At 49.6% G+C, this 22,481-nt stretch carries 17 protein-coding genes; 12 read left to right on the top strand and 5 right to left on the bottom strand.

Annotated features, from left to right (window positions below):
• Nucleotides 1-133 precede the first annotated feature (133 nt).
• The 8 genes from R3B84_13355 to R3B84_13320 all read left to right on the top strand — a co-directional run bounded on the left by R3B84_13355 (nt 134) and on the right by R3B84_13320 (nt 10,773).
• Nucleotides 134-2,299 carry a DUF1549 domain-containing protein gene (locus R3B84_13355; protein MEZ6141554.1) on the top strand — a complete coding sequence of 722 codons (2,166 nt, stop codon included), beginning with the start codon at nt 134-136 and terminating at the stop codon, nt 2,297-2,299.
• Nucleotides 2,300-2,317: 18 nt separating this feature from the next.
• Nucleotides 2,318-3,589 (top strand): DUF1501 domain-containing protein, encoded by a 1,272-nt coding sequence (locus tag R3B84_13350; GenBank protein MEZ6141553.1) that lies wholly within the window; start codon nt 2,318-2,320, stop codon nt 3,587-3,589.
• Between the two features lie 60 nt (nt 3,590-3,649).
• Entirely contained in the window at nt 3,650-4,651 is a 1,002-nt protein-coding gene (locus tag R3B84_13345) for a WD40 repeat domain-containing protein (GenBank protein MEZ6141552.1), read from the top strand.
• A 253-nt stretch (nt 4,652-4,904) separates the two neighbouring features.
• Nucleotides 4,905-5,948 (top strand): sialate O-acetylesterase, encoded by a 1,044-nt coding sequence (locus tag R3B84_13340; protein ID MEZ6141551.1) that lies wholly within the window; start codon nt 4,905-4,907, stop codon nt 5,946-5,948.
• Between the two features lie 45 nt (nt 5,949-5,993).
• Nucleotides 5,994-6,209: a c-type cytochrome domain-containing protein gene (locus R3B84_13335; protein MEZ6141550.1), complete on the top strand. Its 216-nt coding sequence runs from the start codon at nt 5,994-5,996 to the stop codon at nt 6,207-6,209.
• 45 nt (nt 6,210-6,254) lie between these two features.
• Nucleotides 6,255-8,021 (top strand): DUF1549 domain-containing protein, encoded by a 1,767-nt coding sequence (locus R3B84_13330; protein ID MEZ6141549.1) that lies wholly within the window; start codon nt 6,255-6,257, stop codon nt 8,019-8,021.
• Between the two features lie 33 nt (nt 8,022-8,054).
• Nucleotides 8,055-9,332 (top strand): DUF1553 domain-containing protein, encoded by a 1,278-nt coding sequence (locus R3B84_13325; protein MEZ6141548.1) that lies wholly within the window; start codon nt 8,055-8,057, stop codon nt 9,330-9,332.
• A gap of 13 nt (nt 9,333-9,345) precedes the next feature.
• Nucleotides 9,346-10,773, top strand: a complete 1,428-nt coding sequence (locus R3B84_13320; protein ID MEZ6141547.1) for a DUF1501 domain-containing protein — start codon at nt 9,346-9,348, stop codon at nt 10,771-10,773.
• A gap of 35 nt (nt 10,774-10,808) precedes the next feature.
• Here R3B84_13320 and R3B84_13315 read toward each other — a convergent pair whose 3' ends face one another.
• The 4 genes from R3B84_13315 to R3B84_13300 all read right to left on the bottom strand — a co-directional run bounded on the left by R3B84_13315 (nt 10,809) and on the right by R3B84_13300 (nt 14,570).
• Nucleotides 10,809-11,240, bottom strand: a complete 432-nt coding sequence (locus tag R3B84_13315) for a hypothetical protein (protein MEZ6141546.1) — start codon at nt 11,238-11,240, stop codon at nt 10,809-10,811.
• A gap of 44 nt (nt 11,241-11,284) precedes the next feature.
• Nucleotides 11,285-11,986, bottom strand: a complete 702-nt coding sequence (locus tag R3B84_13310; GenBank protein ID MEZ6141545.1) for a right-handed parallel beta-helix repeat-containing protein — start codon at nt 11,984-11,986, stop codon at nt 11,285-11,287.
• A gap of 37 nt (nt 11,987-12,023) precedes the next feature.
• Complete coding sequence (gene gatB / locus R3B84_13305) at nt 12,024-13,520, bottom strand: Asp-tRNA(Asn)/Glu-tRNA(Gln) amidotransferase subunit GatB (GenBank protein ID MEZ6141544.1); 1,497 nt, start codon at nt 13,518-13,520, stop codon at nt 12,024-12,026.
• Nucleotides 13,521-13,589: 69 nt separating this feature from the next.
• Nucleotides 13,590-14,570: a hypothetical protein gene (locus R3B84_13300; protein ID MEZ6141543.1), complete on the bottom strand. Its 981-nt coding sequence runs from the start codon at nt 14,568-14,570 to the stop codon at nt 13,590-13,592.
• Nucleotides 14,571-14,937: 367 nt separating this feature from the next.
• Here R3B84_13300 and R3B84_13295 point away from each other — a divergent pair, with 367 nt between their 5' ends.
• The 4 genes from R3B84_13295 (at nt 14,938) to R3B84_13280 (ending at nt 21,586) form a co-directional block, all read left to right on the top strand.
• A complete protein-coding gene (locus tag R3B84_13295; protein MEZ6141542.1) occupies nt 14,938-17,616 on the top strand; it encodes a hypothetical protein in 2,679 nt (892 codons plus the stop codon).
• Complete coding sequence (locus R3B84_13290; protein MEZ6141541.1) at nt 17,531-19,495, top strand: hypothetical protein; 1,965 nt, start codon at nt 17,531-17,533, stop codon at nt 19,493-19,495. Before R3B84_13295 ends, R3B84_13290 begins: the two co-directional genes overlap by 86 nt.
• Before the next feature lie 74 nt (nt 19,496-19,569).
• Nucleotides 19,570-20,262: an ABC transporter ATP-binding protein gene (locus tag R3B84_13285; protein MEZ6141540.1), complete on the top strand. Its 693-nt coding sequence runs from the start codon at nt 19,570-19,572 to the stop codon at nt 20,260-20,262.
• 4 nt (nt 20,263-20,266) lie between these two features.
• Nucleotides 20,267-21,586, top strand: a complete 1,320-nt coding sequence (locus R3B84_13280) for an ABC transporter permease (GenBank protein MEZ6141539.1) — start codon at nt 20,267-20,269, stop codon at nt 21,584-21,586.
• A gap of 28 nt (nt 21,587-21,614) precedes the next feature.
• On the opposite strand, the gene R3B84_13275 is transcribed toward R3B84_13280, so the two are convergent.
• Nucleotides 21,615-22,481 carry a hypothetical protein gene (locus R3B84_13275; protein ID MEZ6141538.1) on the bottom strand — a complete coding sequence of 289 codons (867 nt, stop codon included), beginning with the start codon at nt 22,479-22,481 and terminating at the stop codon, nt 21,615-21,617.

Raw genomic sequence — 22,481 nt, 5'->3', positions numbered from 1 at the left:
AAAGTCAGTAATTTTGTGCCGATCAAGTAAATAATCGTTGACGGAGTATGAAAATGGAAGTAACATCTAACAAACATTCAAACAAGAGTGTTCCTACCTTAATTTCTCGCCTGGCCTTCCAGTGGAATCGACGATGTTGACATGGTTCAAAGTCAGCAGCCTCCTGCTTATTGCAGTTTGCACTGCAACACCACGATCAATCGACGCGGCAGACCCACTCCATGTTCGTATCGATCAGATCATTGATGCCAGTCGGACTGGTCCGGCGGCACCACTTACTACCGATGAAGAATTTGCGCGACGAGTTTATCTCGATCTGACCGGAATGATCCCATCGGCAGATCAAGCCAGGCAGTTTTTTGAGGATGACTCTCAGCACAAAAGAGCACGTTTGATTGACGAACTGCTCTCCACGGAGCAATATGTCCGTCATATGGCCAACATGCTCGGCCTCACCCTGATGGAACGCCGGGTGACAACCGCTGAATGGACCGATTATCTCACTTCCAGTGTCCGTAACAACAAACCCTGGAATCAGATCGCTGCGGATCTATTCGGTGCTGATGGAATTGACCAGAAAACTGTTGGGCCTACTGGTTTTATTGTGTCCCGCACCGCAGAACCTCATTTGCTGACTCGAGATATTGGGCGGATTTTTTTCGGACTCGACCTCCAATGTGCTCAATGTCACGATCACCCACTGATTGATGACTATTTTCAGGCAGATTACTACGGCATCTTTGCTTTTGTGAATCGAACCTATCTCTTTCAACCGGATAAAAAGAAACCACCAATCATTGCAGAAAAGGCAGATGGGGATGCCGATTTCAAATCCGTGTTTACCTCAGAAGAGGGTGAAACTCGGCCTCGTTTACCCGGGGAGCTGGAAATCACTGAACCTGTTTTCAAAACGGGGGAAGAGTATGCGGTACCACCAGACAAAACGAAGCCAAACTTGCTTCCCATTCCGAAATACAGTCGCCGAAATCAACTGAAAGAATTCACCTTGAAAGGCGACAATCACGCTTTTCGCCGCAATATTGTAAACCGGCTGTGGGCGATGATGCTTGGACGAGGGATTGTGCATCCGCTCGATTTACACCACGCGGACAATCCACCTTCTCATCCGGAATTGTTGAACTTACTTGCGGCAGAATTTGCTGAAATGAATTTTGATATCAAATCATTTCTTCGGCAAATCGCCCTCACCAATACTTACCAGCGATCGGTGCTCCTCCCGAATGAGCAAATCGCAGAAATAAAATCGACTGCCCCGTTGCTCACCAGGCTAGAAACGGAACTGGCCGTTCAGAAAAAAATACAAGCAGAACGTGATTCACTTTTTCAAAAAGCTTATGATGAGTGGTTTGAACCTAACAAAAAATTAACGAAATTAAACGAAGAGATCCGCGCTGCCAAGGCAATAATCAATTCTAAACAGAAACCAACAGCAGAAAAATTAACCAACGCGAACCAGACCTTTAAAGAGTTGACCACTGAGCGTGTTTCACTTCAACAAGTTGTGGAGGATCGCGCAAAGAAACTGGCCCCACTGTCGAAGAAGAACGATGAACAGAACCTCATAGTGAGTGCTATTCACAAACGAATTGAAGCAATCAAAGCTCTTGATGAATATCGCTTGAAGTTTGAACAACTCAGTAACAAAAGAAGCGATCAGTTATCAGTTAAAGAGAAGGAAGCATTCAACGCAGCTTATGATTTACTGACCCAATACTGGTCTGAACAATTCCAGATTGGCATTGTGGAACCGATGACCCCGGAACAATTGACATGGAGTGTACTCCAAGCAACTGGGGCAATTGATCGCCAGCGCACGGTATCCACTGTCGCAATTGATAAAAAATCACCATTCAAACCTGAAGACTTCAAAGATCCATCGAAAATAAAATCGCGGTCAAAAGCAATTGAAGATGATGTTTACACCAAGTTGCTTCCAAATGAAAAAACATTCATCTCTCTGTTTGGACATGGTGCGGCACAACCGCAGACAGATTTCTTTGCAACTGCCGAACAAGCGTTGTTTTTTGCCAACGGGAATGAATTGCGAAGCCTGCTGACACCGGCTGGTGGTAATTTAACTGACCGTCTGTTGAAGAAAACTACAAACGAACTGCTTGCCAATGAATTGTATATCAGCGTATTCACTCGTCGTCCGACAAAGGACGAAGTAGCAGATGTCGCAGCGTACCTGAAGCCACGGGATAAAGATCGGACAGCCGCTATTCAGGAGTTAGTGTGGGCACTATTAACATCCAGCGAGTTTCGATTCCAGCATTAATAATTGAAAGGAATGACAATGTTCAATCTGCGTAAACCATGCAGTACTGCCGATCACAAGATCGCCAGACGGCAATTTCTCGGTGGGATAGCAGGAAGTTTTGTCGTTGGTGGGTTAGGTGCACTAACGCAACCTGCGATGGCGGCAAAACTGGCGAAGGATCAGAAGCGAGTTTTGGTAATTTATATGTCCGGCGGATTGAGCCAGTTGGAAAGCTGGGACCCGAAACCGAAGACCGATACTGGTGGTCCATTTCGGGCGATCCCGACTGCTATCCCTGGGGTGCATATTTCGGAGCTTCTTCCTGAAACTGCCAAACATATGGGCAAGCTTGCTCTTATTCGCAGCATCAATACCAAAAACGGCGATCATGGCAAAGGTCGCTATCAAATGCTGCATGGTCGAAACGAAACACCTGGGGTATCACTGCCTACCATTGGAGCAGTCTGTGCCCGCGCTTTGGAAGATACTTCCAATCCACTACCTGGGCACATTATCATCCCCGGTGGAGGACGTGGAAACGATGCCGCTTACCTCGGGCCGAAATTTGCCAGCATCGGGGTGAACGGACCGCCAAAGAACTCTGCTCGACCTGCAAACCTCACTGAAGAACTGGACATATCGCGAAATGACTTCCGTCGCAAAGTGAACGACCGGTTCGCTCAGCGTCGCCGCACCGCAGAGACGGATGTTTATGCATACAGTTATGAATCTGCAATGGAATTGATGAAACAACGAGATGTCTTCGATGTATCGAAGGAATCAGCCAAAGATCAGGATCGCTATGGCACTGATGAACTGGGTAAACATCTGCTGATGGCCAGAAGATTATTGGAAAATGGGATTACATTTGTCCAGACATCGCATTCCAATTACGATACTCACAACGAAAACTTCAATTTTCATCTGGAACAGGTAGGTGAATTTGATCGTGCGTTTTCTGCTTTAATCACCGATTTACATGAGCGGGGCATGCTGGACAGCACGTTGGTTGTTGTGATGTCTGAATTTGGCCGAACGCCACGCATTAATGCCAACTATGGTCGCGATCACTGGGGCAATGCCTGGTCGATCTGTCTGGGTGGAGCCAAAATCACACCAGGTGCTGTCATTGGAAAAACGAACGCAAATGGCACCAGCGTGATCGATCGGGAAGTAAACCATGGGCATTTGTTTCACACCTATCTGTGCGCTTTGGGGCTTGATTCGGAAGGCTCGTTTGACATCGGTGGCAGACCAATTCCAATGGCCGATCCGGCTTACAAGCCAATTCGAGAATTAATTGCCTGAAGTTAGTTTGTTGCCCGAAATGTTACATTTTGAAGAATATCCCACTGCTCCGGAGAAAACATGTTAACGGCGGATCCGAAAAAAGCATCGATCTCTTCGACATGGAAATATACCAGCCCATTGATTTCCTGTGCGTTCGATCCGAAAAACCGCTATCTATTTTCGAGTGCTGAAGACTACTCTCTCCAGCGATGGGAAATCGCTACCGGAAAACATATCACATGGCAGGCGCACGAAAGCTGGGTAAACGATATCGCTGTTCATCCCAGTGGGGACTTTTTTGTCAGCGCTGGCTGCGACGACACGATTATTTTCTGGAATACTCTTCAGGAGAAACAGGTTCCTCTCAAAGCAATCAAAGCCCACACTGGCTGGGTGCGTGCGGTAAGCTTCAGCTCAGACGGAAAATATCTGGTTAGTACCGGGAACGATGGCCTGGTAAAATTATGGAATGTGTCTGATTACAAACTGATTCAGACATTTTCTGGGCATCAATCCGATGTCTACAGTGCCATTTTTCATCCGGATGGAAAATGGTTGCTTTCAGGCGATCTGGTCGGAAATATTCATCAGTGGGAAATCACTACCGGAAAACTGGTAAGATCATTCGATGCCAAAGAACTCATGACGGATAAATCGCAGGGCGTCCGCTATGGTGGGGTGCGGTCGCTGGCGATCAGTCCAGACCGTAAACACATTGCCTGCAGTGGGTTACATAAAGCAACCAATCCACTCGGTGCGGTAAACGAACCGGTAGTCCTGCAGTTTAACTGGGAATCCGGTAAAAAAGTCAAAACCCACACCGATGCTACCGTCAAAGGTATCGGGTGGAATGTGTTTTATCTCCCGGATGGCTCGCTGGTATGTGCAACTGGCGGTAGTGGCGGTGGCTTTCTGGTTTTCTGGAAGGCAGAAGACGAAAAGGTATTTCATCGCCTGAAGTTGCCGAACACTTCCCGTGATATGGATCTGCACCCGGAAAGTTTGCAAGTGGTCACCGCACATCATGATCGTCAAATTCGTGTTACCTGCCTCTATGAAAAACCAGCAGGCAAGAAGTAACCTATCCAGTAACCGCGGGTAAATTAAATCCCCATTCAGCTAATCGGTCATTAGTACCCTACACAGCAGCGATACCTTACATGTCAGTTTCTTTTGGTTAAGCTACTTAATCTTCACATACTGATTGATCAACCAATTAGGGGTGATGCCCTTTTCAGCCACCATTTCGGTTTTCCTGAAAATCGTTTTCATTTCTGGGAAAATCCTGTTACAGTAGATGTTCAAAAATCTCTCCCAGATGAGGAACAGTGGTATGAAATGGCTTTGTGGTTTGGTGGTTACTTTGATTGGCACCCTGGTGCATGCAGCAGACGAGCAGATCGTCCGTGTTTATATTCTGGCGGGTCAGTCGAACATGGAAGGGAAGGCACCGAACGCCTTGTACGAGCATCAGGCACGCGACCCAAAAACTGCCAACCTGTTTGCCCACCTGCGAAAGGATGATCAGTGGATTGTGCGGGACGATGTATATGTGAAATTCCTGCAACGTCACGGTGGGCTGACGATTGGCTATGGTTCACGCGACCGCACCGGAGTTGAGTTGGAATTTGGCACCGTGGTGGGGAATCACTTTGAAGAACCTGTCCTGCTAATCAAAACGTGCTGGGGTGGGCATTCGCTGTTCAAACTGTTCCGCCCACCATCATCTGGCATGCCAGACAAAGCCACCTTAACTGCAGAGTGGGAAAAAGCCAAAACTCAGGCACAGAACAATAACAAAAAGAGCAAAAAACAGAATCCATTACCCACATACGAGTCGATTCTGGAACCGTATGGGTCTTCCTATCGGGCGATGCTGAAGGAAGTAAGCGATACACTGGCCAATAAAGATACCCTGTTCCCCACATTGAAAGGGAAAAAGCCGGTGATCAGCGGTTTCGTGTGGTTTCAAGGCTGGAACGACCAGTACGGTGCGGAAAATGAATACGCCACCCACATGAAAAACCTGATCAACGATATTCGCAAGGAATACAAGACCCCCACATTACCCGTGGTCATTGGTGCGATGGGCCAGAACGGCTCCGCACCAGCCAAAGGTGCGATGCTGATTGTGCAGAACGCCCAGCTTTCGATGAATGATGTGCCGGAGTTTCGCGGAAATGTGAAGACGATCCGCACCGATGTGCTGGTGGATAAGGCAGCGGAAGAATTATTTCCCACATGGCAGAAAAATCTGGAACAATGGCAGAAGACAGGTGGGGACCGACCTTACCACTACCTGGGCAGTGCCATCTGGTTCAACCGCATCGGCCGCACGATGGGGGAAACGATGCTGGAACTGCATGGTAAGAAGTAAAAGGCCTTATTCGTGAGAGAACCTTCATATTTGGAGAGTATTCCGGTGCGATACCACTTTCTGGTCATCAGTTTCCTTGTTCTGACCGGGACACTGCGTGCTGCCGAAATCGACTATCTCAAGCAGGTGAAACCACTGCTGACACGGTGTTATGCCTGCCACGGCGCGTTGAAGCAGAACGGTAAGTTACGACTGGATACCGCCGACCTGGCCATCAAAGGGTACCTCCGGCCCAGCGGTGGTGCCTGGAAAACCTGCTGAGAGTGAGTTGATCGCCCGCGTTGCCCCAAAGATATGGTGGATCGGATGCCGCCAGCACATGAAGGTTCTCCATTCAATCAAGTTGAAATCGACCTGCTACGGCAATGGATTCTCGCAGGTGCCCCACATCCCAAAGATGAGAAACCAGAAGCCGACCCAAGAAATCACTGGGCATTTCAGCCGATTACGCGTCCAATTGTGCCCACCTTCGAACGCAGGGATTGGGTGCGTAATCCGATTGACGCCTTCGTGGCCAAACAGCACGAACAACGTGGCTTGACCCCACTACCTGAAGCATCTCGTGCGATTCTTTTACGCCGACTGTCTCTGGACTTGATTGGCCTGCCACCCACATTGGAAGAATTGCAGCGGGTTCAGACTGATACAAGTGAGCATTGGTATGAAAGCGAAGTCAATCGCCTATTAAGTAGCCCCCGACATGGAGAGCGCTGGGCTCGACACTGGATGGATATCTGGCGCTATAGTGATTGGTGGGGGTTGGGGAGCCAGTTGCGCAACAGCCAGAAGCATCTTTGGCACTGGCGAGACTGGATCATGGAATCGCTGAACGCAAATATTTCTTACGATGAAATGGTTCGACAGATGATAGCTGCCGATGAATTATACCCCAACGACCTGAAAAAATTACGGGCAACAGGCTATCTGGCACGCAATTATTTTCTGTTCAATCGGCACCAGTGGATGGATGAAACGGTGGAGCATGTCAGTAAGGGTTTTCTGGGCCTGACAATGAACTGTGTCCGCTGCCACGACCACAAATACGATCCATTCCCACAACGGGCATATTACCAGATGCGAGCCTTCTTTGAGCCATACCATGCCCGCCTGGAAGTCGTCCCTGGCGAAAACGATTTGGAGAAGAATGGCATCCCTCGAGTGTTCGATGCCCACCCGGAAACACCCACCTACCGGTTCGTGCGTGGGGATGAAAAAAATCCTGATCAGTCGCAATCGATTACTCCGGGCGTACCCAACCTGATTGCACCTGAAATGCCGGAAATCAAAACAGTTGATCTGCCCTTGGAAGCGTGGCAACCAGAACGGCGTGCCTGGGTAACAGAAACATTCCTTACCGCTGCTCGGCAAAAACTGGACGTAGCAGAAAATGCACTGAATGTGGCCAACGAAAAACTGAAAGTTGCGAAAGCAGCCAGTAAAAAGCCCGCTGCAAAAACTGCTCAATCCCCACCAGCGGGAAAAGTCCCAGAACCAATTGTGGTTGATACTTTTGACAAACTTGATGAGAAACGTTGGCAATTTTTCGGAGGAAAATGGCAGCATTCAGCCAAACGGCTGGAGCAAAAACTAGATGGCCCCACCCGTGCAGTCATTCGCCTGCAGGCGGATGTACCACAGGATTTTGAAGCCACAATTCGGTTCACCATAATGGGGGGCAGTAAATGGCGAAGTATCGGTTTAGGATTTGATGCTGCTGCCCACCCTGACAAAGACACGAACAGCACTTACCACGAACAATTTCTTTACGTCAGTGGGGCACAGGGTGAAGCGAAAATTCAGGCTGCCGCCAATGTAGCTGGTAAATGGAGCTACCCACCCGCACCAGCAATGCGCCGACTACCGATTTCATTAAATCGAGAATATACGTTGAATGTTCGAATTCGAGACCGATTGCTCAATGTCACTCTGAATGGAGAAGTAGTTCTCACCTGCACCACACCAGCAGCACGGCAAAATGGTGCCATGCAGATTTCGACTTTTGATGCACTGGTTGCCATTCACGAGTTCCGATTGGCACCACTCGATCCATCGATCAAATTACAGCATTTGTAGGGTGCCACTGTCGCCACTTCCGCTGGTGTGGAAGTGTTGGAGGCTGAACAGCAGATTGCTGAAACGGGTTTAGCAGTTGCACGTGCAGAAATGAAAGCGGTAGAAAAACGTGTGCAGGCATGGCAGTCAATCTGGGCCAACGCCGATCCTGCCCAAAGACAGTCCTCACATAACACTGCAATACTTGCAGATCGCGAACTATCATTTGCCAAAGCGAAACACGCTCTCGTAATTGCCCAAAGCGATATGCGGGTTGCAACGCCAGATAAGCAGGCTGTTGCCACAAAAGCCGTCCAATCGATGCACGAGGCACTGAAGAAAGCAGAAGCGGCACTCACAATGGATGTGAAGCCAACGGATCGTTTGCCAGAGTTTGTGGGTGCACGCTGGACTGCAACGCGGTTTCGCAGTTCCGGTGCAGACGACCCTACCCCAAAGTTTTTACCGCAAAGTACAGGCCGTCGGACCGCATTAGCACAGTGGATTACTGATCGTCGCAACCCGTTAACTGCTCGTGTGGCTGTCAACCATCTCTGGACAAGACATTTTGGTGCACCGCTTGTTCCAACTATCTTTGATTTTGGTCGCAATGGCCAACCACCAACCCACCCAGAACTGCTGGATTGGCTGGCGAGCGAACTGATCGACAGTGGGTGGGACATGAAACACCTGCATAGACTGATCGTACAATCTGCTACGTACCGACTAGCTTCGACTTCCAGCACGATGGAAAAGAACAACACTACCGATCCAGAAAATCGTTTTTTGTGGCGCTGGGTGCCGATTCGCATCGAATCCCAATTAGTGCGGGATTCGATTCTTTCACTTGCAGACAATGTGGATACTGCGATGGGTGGGCCATCAATACCACAACCGCAGCAAGCAGCATCGAATCGCCGCAGTATTTACTTTTTTCATTCCAACAACGAGCGAAATTTGTTTTTGACGATGTTTGATGAAGCCCTGGTCAGCGATTGTTACCGTCGAGAACAAAGTATTGTTCCGCAACAGGCACTGGCACTAACCAATAGCAGGCTGGTTCTGGATCAATCCCGCTTGATCGCAGATCGGATTACCCACCACCTCAAAGCGCTGAATCAGCCAGTGAATGATCAGGAATTTGCTCGGGCGGCATATATGTATTTATTAGCCAGCCCACCCAATAACAACGAGCTGTCAGACTGCATTCAGGCACTGGCGGAATGGCGTAAACTGCCGGAAGCTGGCAAGGAGCCTGATTCAACAGCAACGGCCCGAACCAACCTGGTATGGGTATTAATCAATCACAATGACTTCATATCGATCCGCTGAAGGGGGCATCATCATGATCGATTCTTTGTTTACTACCCGTCGACAGTTTGTTTCGGGTTTTGCTGCCATTGCTGCCGGTGCCATCATGCACCGTGATGGTTATAGCAGCGATGGCAAATGGACACCTCCGAATGGAAAACCTCATTTTCCTGCAAAAGCCAAAAGTGTAATCTGGCTATTTATGAATGGTGGGGTCAGCCATATGGAAAGTTTTGACCCCAAACCAATGCTGACGAAATATGCCGGCAAAACAATAAAAGAAACACCATTTGCAAGTGTGCAGGATCCGAAGCGCCTTGCCATAGAACGGCTGGTGGTGCCCGATGGCAATGGCAATCAGCGGAACAAACTCTATCCACTTCAGGTGGGCTTCAAGAAGCATGGAGCCAGTGGGATTGAAGTAAGTGACTGGTTCCCGCACATTGCCAGTCAGATCGATCGAATTGCCGTGGTGAGGTCAATGTGGACGACCGATAGCAATCACGGTGCTCAATCGCAGTTTCATTCCGGTCGTCACCAGAACGATGGTGCGTTTCCCAATCTGGGTGCGTGGGTGCATTATGGCCTGGCATCATTGAATGATGACTTACCACAATACATTTCGTTCGGCAATCGCGAATATTGGAATAAGAAGGATGGACATTATCTCGGTCCAATGCATGATGCGGTGCCGATGCGTGTCGATCCGAACAATCCCCTGGACTTCGGGAAACCAGAGCGATCCATGTCGCCAAAGGCACGCTCAGTGGGGATTGATCTGTTAACCAGACTCAATGGCCAGCGACTGGCAGAAACGCCAGAAGATGCTGCTTTAAGGGCACGCATTGCTTCTTATGAGTTAGCCTTTCGCATGCAGAAATCGGTGCCGGAAGCAGTTGATTTCAGTAAGGAAACAGCAGAAACCAAGAAAATGTATGGGCTGGATCTTCCACACTGTCGCGATTTTGGCATGCAGATGCTGGCAGCACGCCGACTGGTTGAACGTGGGGTGCGGTTTATCCAGGTCCAGCACGGTGCGGGCGGTGCAGGAGTATGGGATGCCCACGGTGGGCTGAAAGCAAACCACCAGAGAAATGCACTCGCCATTGATCAGCCTGTGGGTGCATTATTGGAAGATTTGCAGCGACGTGGGATGCTTGATGAAACTCTGGTGGTCTTTGCCACGGAATTTGGCCGAACTCCGGGATCCCAGGGCTCTGATGGTCGCGACCACCACATTTATGGATTCAGTGTCTGGATGGCGGGAGGTGGGATTAAAGGCGGCATTGCACATGGTGCGACCGATGAAATCGGCTTTCATGCAGTGGAAAATCGGCATTATGTCACCGATGTGCATGCCACCATCCTGCACCAACTGGGTCTTGATTCGCGGAAACTGGAGATTCCTGGCCGCAAACGACTCGAGATTGACCATGGCGAAGTGATCAAGGAAATTATCTGAACTTCGCCAGTTGCATTGGCTGATATGCCAAACCATTACCGCAATGCGTGGGCACCGTAATCGATAGCTGGACTTCCAGGTTCCAATTGAAAATTCCCTTTTGCCGGATTGATAAACAACGGATTTTTCCCAGTCAACCCGCCCTTCTCTACCGTTGGTAATTGGGGTGCACTGCGATTTGGACGGTCTTCGCAGTACCACAGGTTATTGGCAAACGTAAACGTGTCAGGTGCCGTATTCCCGCCAACATTCACCCCACCTGTTACCCATTCACTGGAATGGAACACCACAATATTCCGTTCGAAAACACCCTTGCGACACGGCAGAAAGCCTGCTTCGTTCTTTTCCTGCAAGATTCTTATGGCATAGCGGCCTGGGCGATAGATTGTATTGTAACGCACGGTGGCACCATCTACCCCGACAAACACAATTGGTGCACTGCTCCCCACAATCGTGCAGCCTTCCACAAGTAACTCTTTTGCTTCATATCGTCCGTCTTTGGGAAATGCAGTCAGCCGTGGGCGAAATGAAGAATCTCCTGTCGAGCCCCCAGATTAATCGCACGCTCCCCAGCGTTGTAAAACAAGCATTTACGAATTGAGATGTTCGCAGAACCACCTTTGGCCTGTACTGCATTGGAACCACCATTGCGGAAGGTGCATTTCAGGATTTCCCCACGGTGGCAGCCAACCATGTCAATTCCGGAACCACCACTGCCCCAGCGTTCCAGGATGCAGTCTTCAACGTGAAAATCATCCAAACCAGAGAGTTTCATACCATCCCGATTCCCCCTCGGGCCAATATCACGCACTAGAAGGTTCTTCAACTGAATGTGGTGCGATGGTCGATCGGCATCCCCGCCATCATCGATATTCAAGCCATTGCCACTGGCCCCACGGATCACCAGGTGGCGCAGCTCCAGATAACTTGCCTTGCTGAAATGTAGTGGGGCGGTGTTTCCTGTAAGATTTGGTGGATTTTTCGGATCACTACCCGCAATCACAATTGGATCTTTGGCGGTGCCATGCACATTCTGAAAGTAAAAGTTCTGTGCATATTCTCCAGGTGCCAACAGAATGGTATCGCCTGGTTTAGCCATGCGTACCGCCTGGTTGAATTCGTTCGCATTACCCACTTGAAGTGTTCTGGCGAAGGCGGGGGAACCCAAAAATGCCAGTAACAGAAGTGCCCCAATACCACGTTGCATCATCATGCTCCAATCAGCAAGGCAACCTACAGTGCTAGGTGCCTTATTTGGCCAGTTCTTCCAGCAGGATTTGTGACAACACTTCAGCATTCGCCATCCCTTTGGTTTCTTTCATTACCAGCCCTTTAATGCGGTCGGCAGCTTTCTCTTTGCCCGCTTTGAAATCTTCTGCTGCTTTGGGATTAGCATCAATTGCCGCACGGATCAGTGGGCGAAGTTGTTCCGGGTCAGCAATCACCACGTAACCAAGTTCCTTCATGATCTCAGGTGCTTCAGTTGTGGTGCTTAACATGCGCTGGTAGACATCCCGGGCTTTTTCCCGCTTCAATCCACTGGCTTTTACTTCGGAAACAAGCCCCGCCAGACGAGGTGCCTCAATCGGAAACTGGTCGATTGCCAGTTCTTTTTCCTTTAATGTGGCAACCACCTCGTTGCAAATCCAGTTACACGTTGCTTTGGGATCGTTGGAAATGTTGGCGACATCTTCGTAATACGCCACAAGTTTTCTTCCCCACGAAGTCAGCACCTGGGCATCGTATGCCGATAGTGAATAAGGATCCTGTTGCAGTCGAGTGCGTTGGGCAGAAGGCAATTCACCCATTGCGGTGATCGCTTCCGCCACCTGCTGTTGCTCGACGGTCACAGGAACCAGATCGGGCTCTGGAAAATAGCGATAGTCAGCCGCCGATTCTTTATGACGCTGGACGATAGTTTCTCCCTTCGCATCATTCCAGCCTGCTGTGGTTTTGAGAATCCTGCCAAAGCGAAAGTTAATTGGGTCTTTTTGGTATTCAGCGTACTGACGTTCCGCTTCATAAGCAATCGCACGTGCGACGGAACCAAAGCTGTTCAAGTTCTTAACTTCCACCAGTGGGGTGGCGTGGTGCGTACCATCAGCCTGATGTATATGAATATTGACGTTGGCGTCGCACCGCAGGCTGCCTTCCTGCATTTCACAATCGGAAACGCCCAACTCCCGCAGCATCAAACGCAGTTCTTCCAGATATGCTTTCGCTTCTTCCGGGCTGCGGATATCAGGCTGGCTGACAATTTCTACCAGTGGCGTACCGGTGCGGTTCAGATCCACTTTGGTATCCCCACCCCGCCCTGATTCATCATGAATCGATTTACCCGCATCTTCTTCCAGGTGGGCACGGATGATGCCGATCCGTTTTGGTACATATTCTTTTTTAGGATCGGCAGCAGCATTGATTTCCAGCCAGCCATCGTGGCTGAATGGTAGATCGTACTGGCTGATCTGATAATTCTTGGGCAGGTCGGGGTAGTAATAGTTTTTGCGATCCCACTTGGTGAACGAGGCAATCTGGCAGTTCAGTGCCAGAGCGGCTCGCATTGCCAGTTCGAATGCTTTGCGGTTCATCACCGGTAGGGTGCCGGGCATTCCCAGGCACACGGGGCACACCTGACTATTCGGTGGCATTCCGAACGTGGTTTTACAGCCACAGAACAGTTTGGTCTGAGTTAATAATTGTACGTGAACTTCGAGGCCCACGATGATCTGATACGGTTTTTCTGCCATGACATTCATTGCGTTATTCTCTAGGTGGTATTGTACGGACAGAGGAGATGAATGCGATTGCGAAACAGGTTAGTGTCGCAAGCGAATCCCCACAAAAAGCTGCATCCGATGGTGCCAGGCTGGTGCTACCGTGGCGGCATCCCAACTGTAGCGGGCACCAAATTCCAGTTCGTTGTCGAAATGGTTGCCAATAGGCATGGCTACACGCCATTCCTGAAAAATTCGCCCCGGGCTGCGTTCATCCAGCCCTGGCATTGCTGAAGTAAAATACTCGAGGTCGATTTTGCTGGTAAGGCTGTAGATCGCCAGCAACTCTACGGCAGGGCGTGGGCTGTTCGCTGGTTGTTCCGAATAAATATCCTGATAATCGAAGCGGGTACCAGTTCGCACGTGCAGCGATGTCTTCTGCAGTGGAGCCCATCGCATGCCCAGCATCGTCTTTCCCTGCAGTGCTGTACCCTGATTGTTTAGCGTGTCCCCATTACCCACCAATTGGCCATACAGATACAGCTGGTCAATTAGTGGGGTTTGCCATGGTAACGGAACCTGCAAACGCTCATCAGCCCGCCAGTCGCGTGCCGCATAGGAATGTTCAAAGACATCCTGTCCTGGCAATTCCATTCGCGTGGTAATCCTGGCAACTTCCCACTGCTGGGTGGTGCGATAGCGAATTCGATCGGGATCGCTGAAATAGCCTCGCACCACATTAGACCGCGTTGGATTGTCCGCACCAGAAAAAATTGCCATGGGTTCGCGCAAGCTGGCATCAAGTTCGCGTTTCCCTGTCGAAACAGAAGAATAAGCCGTTTCAGCAGACAACGAGCGAGAAATATTGTGTTTACCATGTTTCACAGGAAAAAGATCGTCGAGCAGTGGCAGGTGATACCATCCACGTGGCTCATCGACATTTTCCGTGGGAATCTGGGAAGCAACTGGCACCAACGCTTGTTCGCTGGACATAATAATTTGCCCAGATTCTGGCAGATCGGTAGCTTGCAGGTGGTAAACACCTGAAACAAGCAAACCAAAATATACCAGAAGCCCGCGCATACGAATGCTGATCCCACAGAGGGGTTAGTCCTGCCAACGACTTTTATCGGCATAACCCCACCACACACTTTTGCCAAGTATCTTTTTGTTAAGAACTATCGGTCATCGAAATCTCCTTTTCCAATTTGTACAAATTGTCACATATGAGATTAGACGATCATTGTGCAATAAAGTTCACTAAAAATCGATTATTTTTGTAAATATTTACACTTATTCTAGCTTTTCATCTCAAAAAATGAAATTAATTTCATATATCTGGGGGTAATTTTTACCACAATAAGCAGCGTCAACACATGATCACTTCAAGTGGGGCAAACTATTCTGCCGATACCGATTAGTACGATCGTACTAGTTGGACTGAGCGTAGATGAAAAATCGATGGTGGTTACCAATTACATGGGCATTCCTCTTCCTCGTGCTCGTCAGTGGTTGCACTCGCAAGTTCTTCCGCGAGCGGTCTGATCGCGAAGTGGAGCATCTGCTCAATGAAAAAAATGTCGATCCACGCTGGGAAATCGAGAACTGGCATGCATACCCGGACAGTCGGGCAAGATTTTTTGATCCTGACAACCCGGATAAACCCCGCAAACCGTATGATGACCCGTTCGCGGAGGAGATGTCACCCAATTCACAGCCACTGCGAAGCCATCATACGGGTGAATCGTATGGCACTGGCTATCTGGAATATCTTCGAGAGTGCGACCAACTTAATCGTGCAATGCTGGCCGAGATGGAACGCGACAATCCGAGCGGAATGAACTCAGAATATCAATCGGATAATCCCGCCACCCGTGAAACGCTGGCCCAGATCGACAAAGCATTGCGGCGGGAATCAAATCCTTTTCTCATTAATTTGGGACAAGCCAGCGAGCTGGCCTTGTTTAACAGCCGCGAATTTCAGGATCGGCGGGAAGATTTGTACATTTCTGCACTGCCAGTCAGTTTACAACGGTTTTCCTTTGTGGGACAGTTTTTTGCTACAAACAATGCCGTCCGCCAGTGGGGGAACAGTCGTAGCGTTACCCCAGGGGGTCGCTGGCTGAATAATGCAGATGCAGGTGTCGATCTGTTGTTACCCACGGGTGCCACTCTGTTGGCTTCGGTGGCCAATCGCCTGGTAATCGATCTGGCATCGAATCGCACCACCGTGGGTTTATCCAATTTAACATTGGAAGTGACCCAGCCACTGCTCCGTGGGGGTGGCTGGGCCGCAACCATGGAACCACTGACCCAGGCTGAAAGGAATATGGTGTATGCGATCCGTTCATACGCCCGCTTTCGCAAAAATTATTACGTTTACCTGGCTGCAGGGGATGATCTGGGGAATTCCCCACTTGGTTATCAGGGATTAGGTGGCGGATTGCCCAGCAGTGGTGGAGCACCCGCACAAGGATATCTGCCCACATTGCTGAACGTGGCACAGGAACGGAACGAACGAGCCAACATTATTAATCTTTCGGAGTTCTTGCTGCTCTACCGCGAATACCAGGGTCGAGGAGATTATTCGGAACTGCAGGTAGGTCAGGTGGAACAACAATTGCTGCAGGGTCGGTCAAGTTTGTTGCTGCGTCGGCAAAACCTGCAGAGTGGGCTGGATAATTTCAAACAGCAGCTCGGTCTGGAAGTAACGACACCGATTGAATTGGATGAAGAACCAATTCAGCCTATTTCGGAGCTGTTTCGGCAGTATGCCCTGGCTCGCGATGAGTTCGGGGACGCACGCTCGGCGGTGGAGGAACTGCCGAAACGGGTGAAAGATCCCGCTGGTCTTCTTGCAGGCGGACTTACTTATACGCAGCCATTTAACCAGCCAGTGCGGGAAGAGATTAAAAAAGTATTAACAGACTCCATGCTGGTGAGGGATACCAGGAAATTTCGTCAAATCATCCCAGATCGGCTGAATCGATGGGAAAAACTCACTGATGAACAATTAAAGAACGAGATTCGTCTATTAAGTCAGGAGCTGCGTGATATTCAGTTAAAGCAGGCCCGACTGCAGGCAGCGAATGATGAGCTGTCGGATGTAGAACTGGAACGGCTTGAACTGCTTCCCAAGGAAATAACGATTGGGCAGTTTGAAACGGCACTCCGAGCATATGATGCGTACCGTTCCAAGCCAGAGACCACGACGAAAGAGCTGACGGAATACTATAATACGATTGCAAACGCCGCCATCCGCGTTCTTGGAGAAGCTCGTCAGGAACGGATTACAATTGTGCGCAGTCAGTGGCCGGAACTTCCAAAAGTAGAAATTGATGGGGAAAATCTACTCACCATTGATGTAGAACAGGCTCAGGCAGTGACCGCTCAGACCGCACTGCGCGAACGTTTTGATTTAATGAACGCGCGTGGACAACTGGTAGACAGTTGGCGTAAAATAGCAGTAGCCTCCAATGCGCTGCTTGGTGTGCTTGATGTTGGTTATCGATATGGCTCGCCCTCTACTGGTGATCCGGACAACCCTTTTCTGTTCGCAGGCAGCCGGGGTAGTCACCAACTGATTATTAATGGGGAACTGCCACTAGTTCGGCGGTTAGAACGAAACGACTATCGAACTTCGCTGATGGCGTATCAAAGACAACGGCGAAGGTTGCAGTTCAGTGAAGACCAGGTACTCAACAATCTCCGAGTGACGTTGCGATCACCCCGATTGTTACAAGAAAATTATAAGATCCAACAGCGGGCGGTCGAGTTGGCTTATAATCAAGTAGAGAATGCTCTGGATGTTTTGCAGGCCCCACCTGTGCCTGAAGGTGGCCCAGCACAACCAGGGCGGGCGGTTGCACAAGTTGCAGCTGCCAATGCTGCAGCACTGACTCAACAGTTGTTGACGGCCCAGCGCTCCCTGCTGAATGCCCAGAACGAACTTTATGGCACGTGGGTCTCCTACCTGAGCACTCGCATGCAATTTTACAGAGATATCGAGCGGCTACCGCTGGATCCTCGAGGAGTATGGTTAGATGACACACCAACCCGAAATTCCGCAGCTACCCTCGGCCGACCTGAACTCAATCCCGACGCTGACGGACAGCCCTCAGGGCGTTAATTTCTCAGAAGAAGAACCCACCAAAGGTTTCCCTAAGTACCTGGTTGGTGGAATTGTACTTTCAGTGACACTAGTAACCGCAATTGTCTATTTCACCTTTTTCCGTGGTGGGGATGTTTCCCGCCCTGATCTGCTGCTTCATACAGTCAAACGGGAAAATATCGACCTGACGATTGTCACCACCGGCACCCTGGAATCAGCAATGAATCAGGATGTGATTTGCCGCGTGAAAGCAGGCAGCCGTGGCAACTTCGCCAGTACGATCAAATGGGTGATTGATGATGGTACCAATGCCCAGAAAGGTCAAACGATTATGACGCTGGATTCTTCACAATTGGAAGATATGTTACGTACCCAGCGGATTACCCTGGAAAAAGCCAAGGCTGCGAAAATCGCTGCGGAACAAAATCTGCAGATTGTTATTAACCAGAACGAAAGCGATATTGCCACTGCTGGTATTGCAATTCAACTGGCTGAATTGAATCTGGAGAAATATGTCGGTTTACCGCGTGGCACACTCAACATGATGACGAAAGAAGATGCCCGTGCCACCCTTGTGGAAATGGACACCGACCTGGAAGGATTTTTTACCAAGCATCCTGAATACGCCAGTATTTCCGGTGAATATCAACAGTTACTTGATGATGTGTCCGGCCGGATTGAACTGGCAGAATCGGATGTGGAATTACTTAAAGATCGCCTGGCCTATTCACAGCGGATGCAGCTAAAAGGTTTTCTTTCCCCCAGTCAGGTGCTGGCAGAAGAATCCCGCTTGTCCAGTGCACGGGAAACATTGAAGAAGATCCGCAGCGAAGAAGAATTATTAAAGAAATTTAATGCCCAGATTTCTGTCAAGGATTTGTCAGCTAAAGTGCTTGAGGCCTGGCGGGCATATGATCGAACCGTCAGTCAGTCGGAAGCGAAAAGAGTTCAGGCTGACGCAGATTCCAAAACAGCTACTTCGGTTTTTATTCAGGAGACTGATAAACTACTGGAAATTGAAGACCAGTTGGCCCGATGTACCATCGTGGCCCCTGTTGATGGAATGGTGATTTATTACACACCTGAGACCAGCCGCTGGAGTTCTTCGGAACGTGGATTGATACAACAGGGTGCTACTGTGTCGGAAGGTCAGAAGTTATTCCGCTTCCCAGACTTAAAGAAGATGCAGGTTACCACGCGGATCCATGAAGCCATGATTTCCAAAATCCGAGCCGATGAAAAACAATCCACTGGCGTGGTAAATTCGATCCGTGCAGGAAACCTTTTGTCTCTGAATCCGTTGGCCTCCTTGATTTCTCAGGAAGAGGATCTGTTGAATCGCCTCCGTGATGACTTCCAGAGTTACGAATATGAAGTCACCTCACAAGGGCAGGCAGCTAAAATTCGAATTGATGCGTTCCCTAACAAAGTATTTAATGGCCACGTCAAATCAGTGGCTTCTGTCGCATCCGCAGCAGATTATTTTTCTTCCGATGTGAAAGTGTACAACGCAGTCATTGCCATTGATGATGAAGTAGCTGGCTTGCGACCTGGCATGTCAGCTGAGGTAACGATCGAAATTGCGAATACGGTTGAAAATGTTGTTTCTGTTCCTGTTCAGGCAGTGGTGGGTGGCGCAGGCAAAGGAAAAACCCGAAAGGTTTACGTAATGACCCCCACAGGTGCAATGGAGCGCGAAGTAGTACTGGGTGTCAGTAACGAACGCTATGCGGAAGTGAAGTCTGGCCTGGATGAAGGGGAACAGGTTGTCATCAACCCGAAAGCAATCGTGGGGGACAGCGAACTGACACGCGATGATCCCCAGGCTGGTGGCGCTGCCGCAGCCAAGAAGAAAGGTCCACCTAAAGGTGGTCAGAATCCCAAGGCAAAGCAATAGTTTCTCAAGTTGTTTGCAGACCGTTCACCCAACTGAAGTGATGTCAAACCTTCTCTATTCCCACCGGAGTATCCATGAGTGCTATTGTCCGGGTGCATGACCTTTACAAGGATTATTACCTGGGTGCAGGACCAGTCCGGGTACTTAAGGGGATCGATCTGGAGATTGAAGAAGGAGATTTTGTTGCCCTGATGGGTCCATCCGGGTCTGGCAAATCGACATTAATGAACATCCTGGGCTGTCTCGACCGCCCCACATCGGGGAAATATTTTCTTGGAAACGTCAATGTTTCCAAAATGAGCGATGATCGCCTTTCCGATGTACGCTGCAAGTACCTGGGATTCATTTTTCAGTCGTACAATTTGTTACCACAATACACTGTAGTGGAAAATATCGAACTCCCGCTACTCTATCAGGGCATCAACCTGAACGATACCTCCAAAGCCCGGTGCGTCGCCCTGGCAAAAATGGTGGGGCTGGCTGATCGACTGGACCACCGCCCATTGCAGCTTTCTGGTGGGCAACAGCAACGGGTCGCTATCGCCCGTTCGCTGGTGAACAACCCCCAGGTTATTCTGGGAGATGAACCCACCGGCAATCTGGATACCAAAACCAGTGTTGAGATCATGCAGATGCTGACCCAACTCAATGAAGAAGGGAAAACGATCATCATGGTCACTCACGAAAACGATATTGCGGAATGGGCCAGACGCGTCATTCGCCTGCGTGATGGTCTTATTGAAAGCGATATTCGCAACCGAGATTAACCTGATGATCGCTGAACTGAATAAACTAAAACGAAATGCCATCCTTGCAGTACGTGGCCTGCTGTTGCAGAAAATGCGGGCATTTCTATCTGTGCTGGGGATCATCATAGGCACTGCTGCTGTCATTGCACTGATGGCATTCGGAAACGGTTCGATGAAAGAGGCACTGGATGCAATCAAAAGCCAGGGTGCAACGAATATTGTGGCCAGGAGTGTGAAGCCGCCGGAAGAATCAGGCACCGGCAGACGGTCTTTTGTTGCGAATTATGGGCTGACAGATTCCGATTTGCAGCAATTCAAAACGATTGGTGATATTTCCCGCTTTGTTCCGATGCGGGTTTTTTCCATTGAAGTGCGTGAAGACGAAAAATTCATGTCGCAGTGCCGTTTAGTTGCCACCACTGCTGGTTATGCACAGGTTCACCGTTTCAAAATGGCCAGTGGGCGATTTCTGATCGAAGAAGACAGCACTACAGTGCGAAATGTATGTGTTCTGGGCAATAAAGTTGCCAACGAACTCTACCCGTTCAGCGATCCACTTGGAAAAACGGTTCGCTTTAAGGGATATGATTACCGCGTTATCGGAGTGATGGCACCCCGTACTCCCACAGGTGGTACTGGTGGCAGTCAGGCAGCCGAAGAATACGACAGCGATGTTTACATCCCTCTGGAAACCTGCAACAAATGGATTGGACAGGTGATCATTACCCGCTCCAGCGGTTCCCGAGGTGGGGAAAAAATTGAATACAACCAGATCACGATGACTGTTGACTCCAACGTGGATACCCCCGAAGGACGGGCTAAAGTGAAATCCACTGGCGAATTAATTCGTGATATCCTGACCAAAAACCACCGTACAACGGATTGGGCGGTTACTGTGCCTCTTGATCAGTTGGAACAGGCGGAGGCAACCCAGGAAAACTTCACCCGCCTGCTGGTGCTGATTGCTTCGATCTCTCTTCTGGTGGGTGGGATCGGTATTATGAACATCATGTTAGCCACCGTAACCGAGCGAACGCGGGAAATTGGGATTCGACGTGCATTGGGCGCGAAAAGACGCGACATCGTACTACAGTTTCTCGTGGAGGCAGTGGTACAAACAGCATTAGGTGGGCTTTGTGGTGTCCTGCTGGGCCTGGGAATTGTTTATGGCCTGCCATGGATTGTAAGCAACACGCACGATATTAAGTTGCCGGCCCAACTAAGCACTGGTCCGATCTATCTCTCGCTGGGCGTTTCTATTGCCGTGGGAGTGCTGTTCGGGCTTTACCCGGCGGTCCGTGCTGCCCGCCTGGATCCCATTGAAGCATTGCGACACGAGTAACAGCCAGTTTTTGATCCTGAGCAAATTATTACTTATCCAGTTTCAGCAATTTCATCTCAGCCACGTCAACCACCCTACCCGGTTGGTTTGCATTACTTTCAAAGCTCATTTCCGCCTGCAGCCGAAGGTTCAGTTCATTACGCAGGTTGCTGTTTTCCCTTAATTCGTGGTGTCGTTGTTCCAGCGATTTAAGAGGATGGAATTGAAGTTGATCCAGGACCCCAGTCAGGATTTCACGCTGATTTAATGCCGGAAACGGAGAATTGGTGGCTGAAAAAAGCCCCACGCGGGCAGGCTTTTCATGCCAGAGCAGAATTCTTTTGCAATAGTAAGCATAAACAGGTGCCAGTTGCCACGTTCCAATCCGATATTCTGTATCTAACTGCACCAGTTCGTAATCGTTGCCCACCGATTCTGATTCATTCATCCGTGCCAACTGTGGAGCACTCAACAGTGTTGCCCATAACGTCACCGTGTTGCCAGGCAATGCAATACTGGTGGCAGGCAAAGCAGCGTAATCGGTCAACATGGCACAGTAAACGGTATCCAGATCAGGTACTTCCCCACGCAGAACGGGGATGACCTCGTAACTGGTTTCTGGTGGAAACTTCTCCTTCAACCGACCTGGGCAGGCATTGGAGCCGATTGCCAGAACGAGATAGCGTTCAGAAAGTGGTGCCGCACCCAATCGAGCCAAAAACTGATGAATTGTTAATTTTCCATGAGAATACTCCAGGTACAGATCATTCTCCCGCCATTCCAGCAGGGAAACCATGCCATCCACGCAGCAGAACGATGCATCAGGCCGCCTGCCAGGATACTCCAGCGGCATTTTCTCAGCACCTGGGAAATCATCTGCAGAAAATGAGGTAGGGTCAGAAAATTCTTCGATCAT

This window comes from Zavarzinella sp. (assembly GCA_041399155.1).
Taxonomy (GTDB): Bacteria; Planctomycetota; Planctomycetia; order Gemmatales; family Gemmataceae; genus JAWKTI01.
The sequence above is the reverse complement of the archived record's forward strand: the minus strand, read 5'-3'. Positions and strand labels throughout refer to the sequence as shown.

Coding starts and splice junctions, on each gene's coding strand:
- R3B84_13290 (MEZ6141541.1), top strand. CDS start 17,531: ATGACACACCAACCCGAAATTCCGCAGCTACCCTCGGCCGACCTGAAC.
- R3B84_13280 (MEZ6141539.1), top strand. CDS start 20,267: ATGATCGCTGAACTGAATAAACTAAAACGAAATGCCATCCTTGCAGTA.
- R3B84_13355 (MEZ6141554.1), top strand. CDS start 134: ATGTTGACATGGTTCAAAGTCAGCAGCCTCCTGCTTATTGCAGTTTGC.
- R3B84_13330 (MEZ6141549.1), top strand. CDS start 6,255: ATGCCGCCAGCACATGAAGGTTCTCCATTCAATCAAGTTGAAATCGAC.
- R3B84_13295 (MEZ6141542.1), top strand. CDS start 14,938: ATGAAAAATCGATGGTGGTTACCAATTACATGGGCATTCCTCTTCCTC.
- R3B84_13310 (MEZ6141545.1), bottom strand. CDS start 11,986: ATGATGATGCAACGTGGTATTGGGGCACTTCTGTTACTGGCATTTTTG.
- R3B84_13350 (MEZ6141553.1), top strand. CDS start 2,318: ATGTTCAATCTGCGTAAACCATGCAGTACTGCCGATCACAAGATCGCC.
- R3B84_13340 (MEZ6141551.1), top strand. CDS start 4,905: ATGAAATGGCTTTGTGGTTTGGTGGTTACTTTGATTGGCACCCTGGTG.
- R3B84_13320 (MEZ6141547.1), top strand. CDS start 9,346: ATGATCGATTCTTTGTTTACTACCCGTCGACAGTTTGTTTCGGGTTTT.
- R3B84_13345 (MEZ6141552.1), top strand. CDS start 3,650: ATGTTAACGGCGGATCCGAAAAAAGCATCGATCTCTTCGACATGGAAA.
- R3B84_13275 (MEZ6141538.1), bottom strand. CDS start 22,481: ATGATCGAAGAATTTTCTGACCCTACCTCATTTTCTGCAGATGATTTC.
- R3B84_13285 (MEZ6141540.1), top strand. CDS start 19,570: ATGAGTGCTATTGTCCGGGTGCATGACCTTTACAAGGATTATTACCTG.
- gatB (MEZ6141544.1), bottom strand. CDS start 13,520: ATGGCAGAAAAACCGTATCAGATCATCGTGGGCCTCGAAGTTCACGTA.
- R3B84_13300 (MEZ6141543.1), bottom strand. CDS start 14,570: ATGCGCGGGCTTCTGGTATATTTTGGTTTGCTTGTTTCAGGTGTTTAC.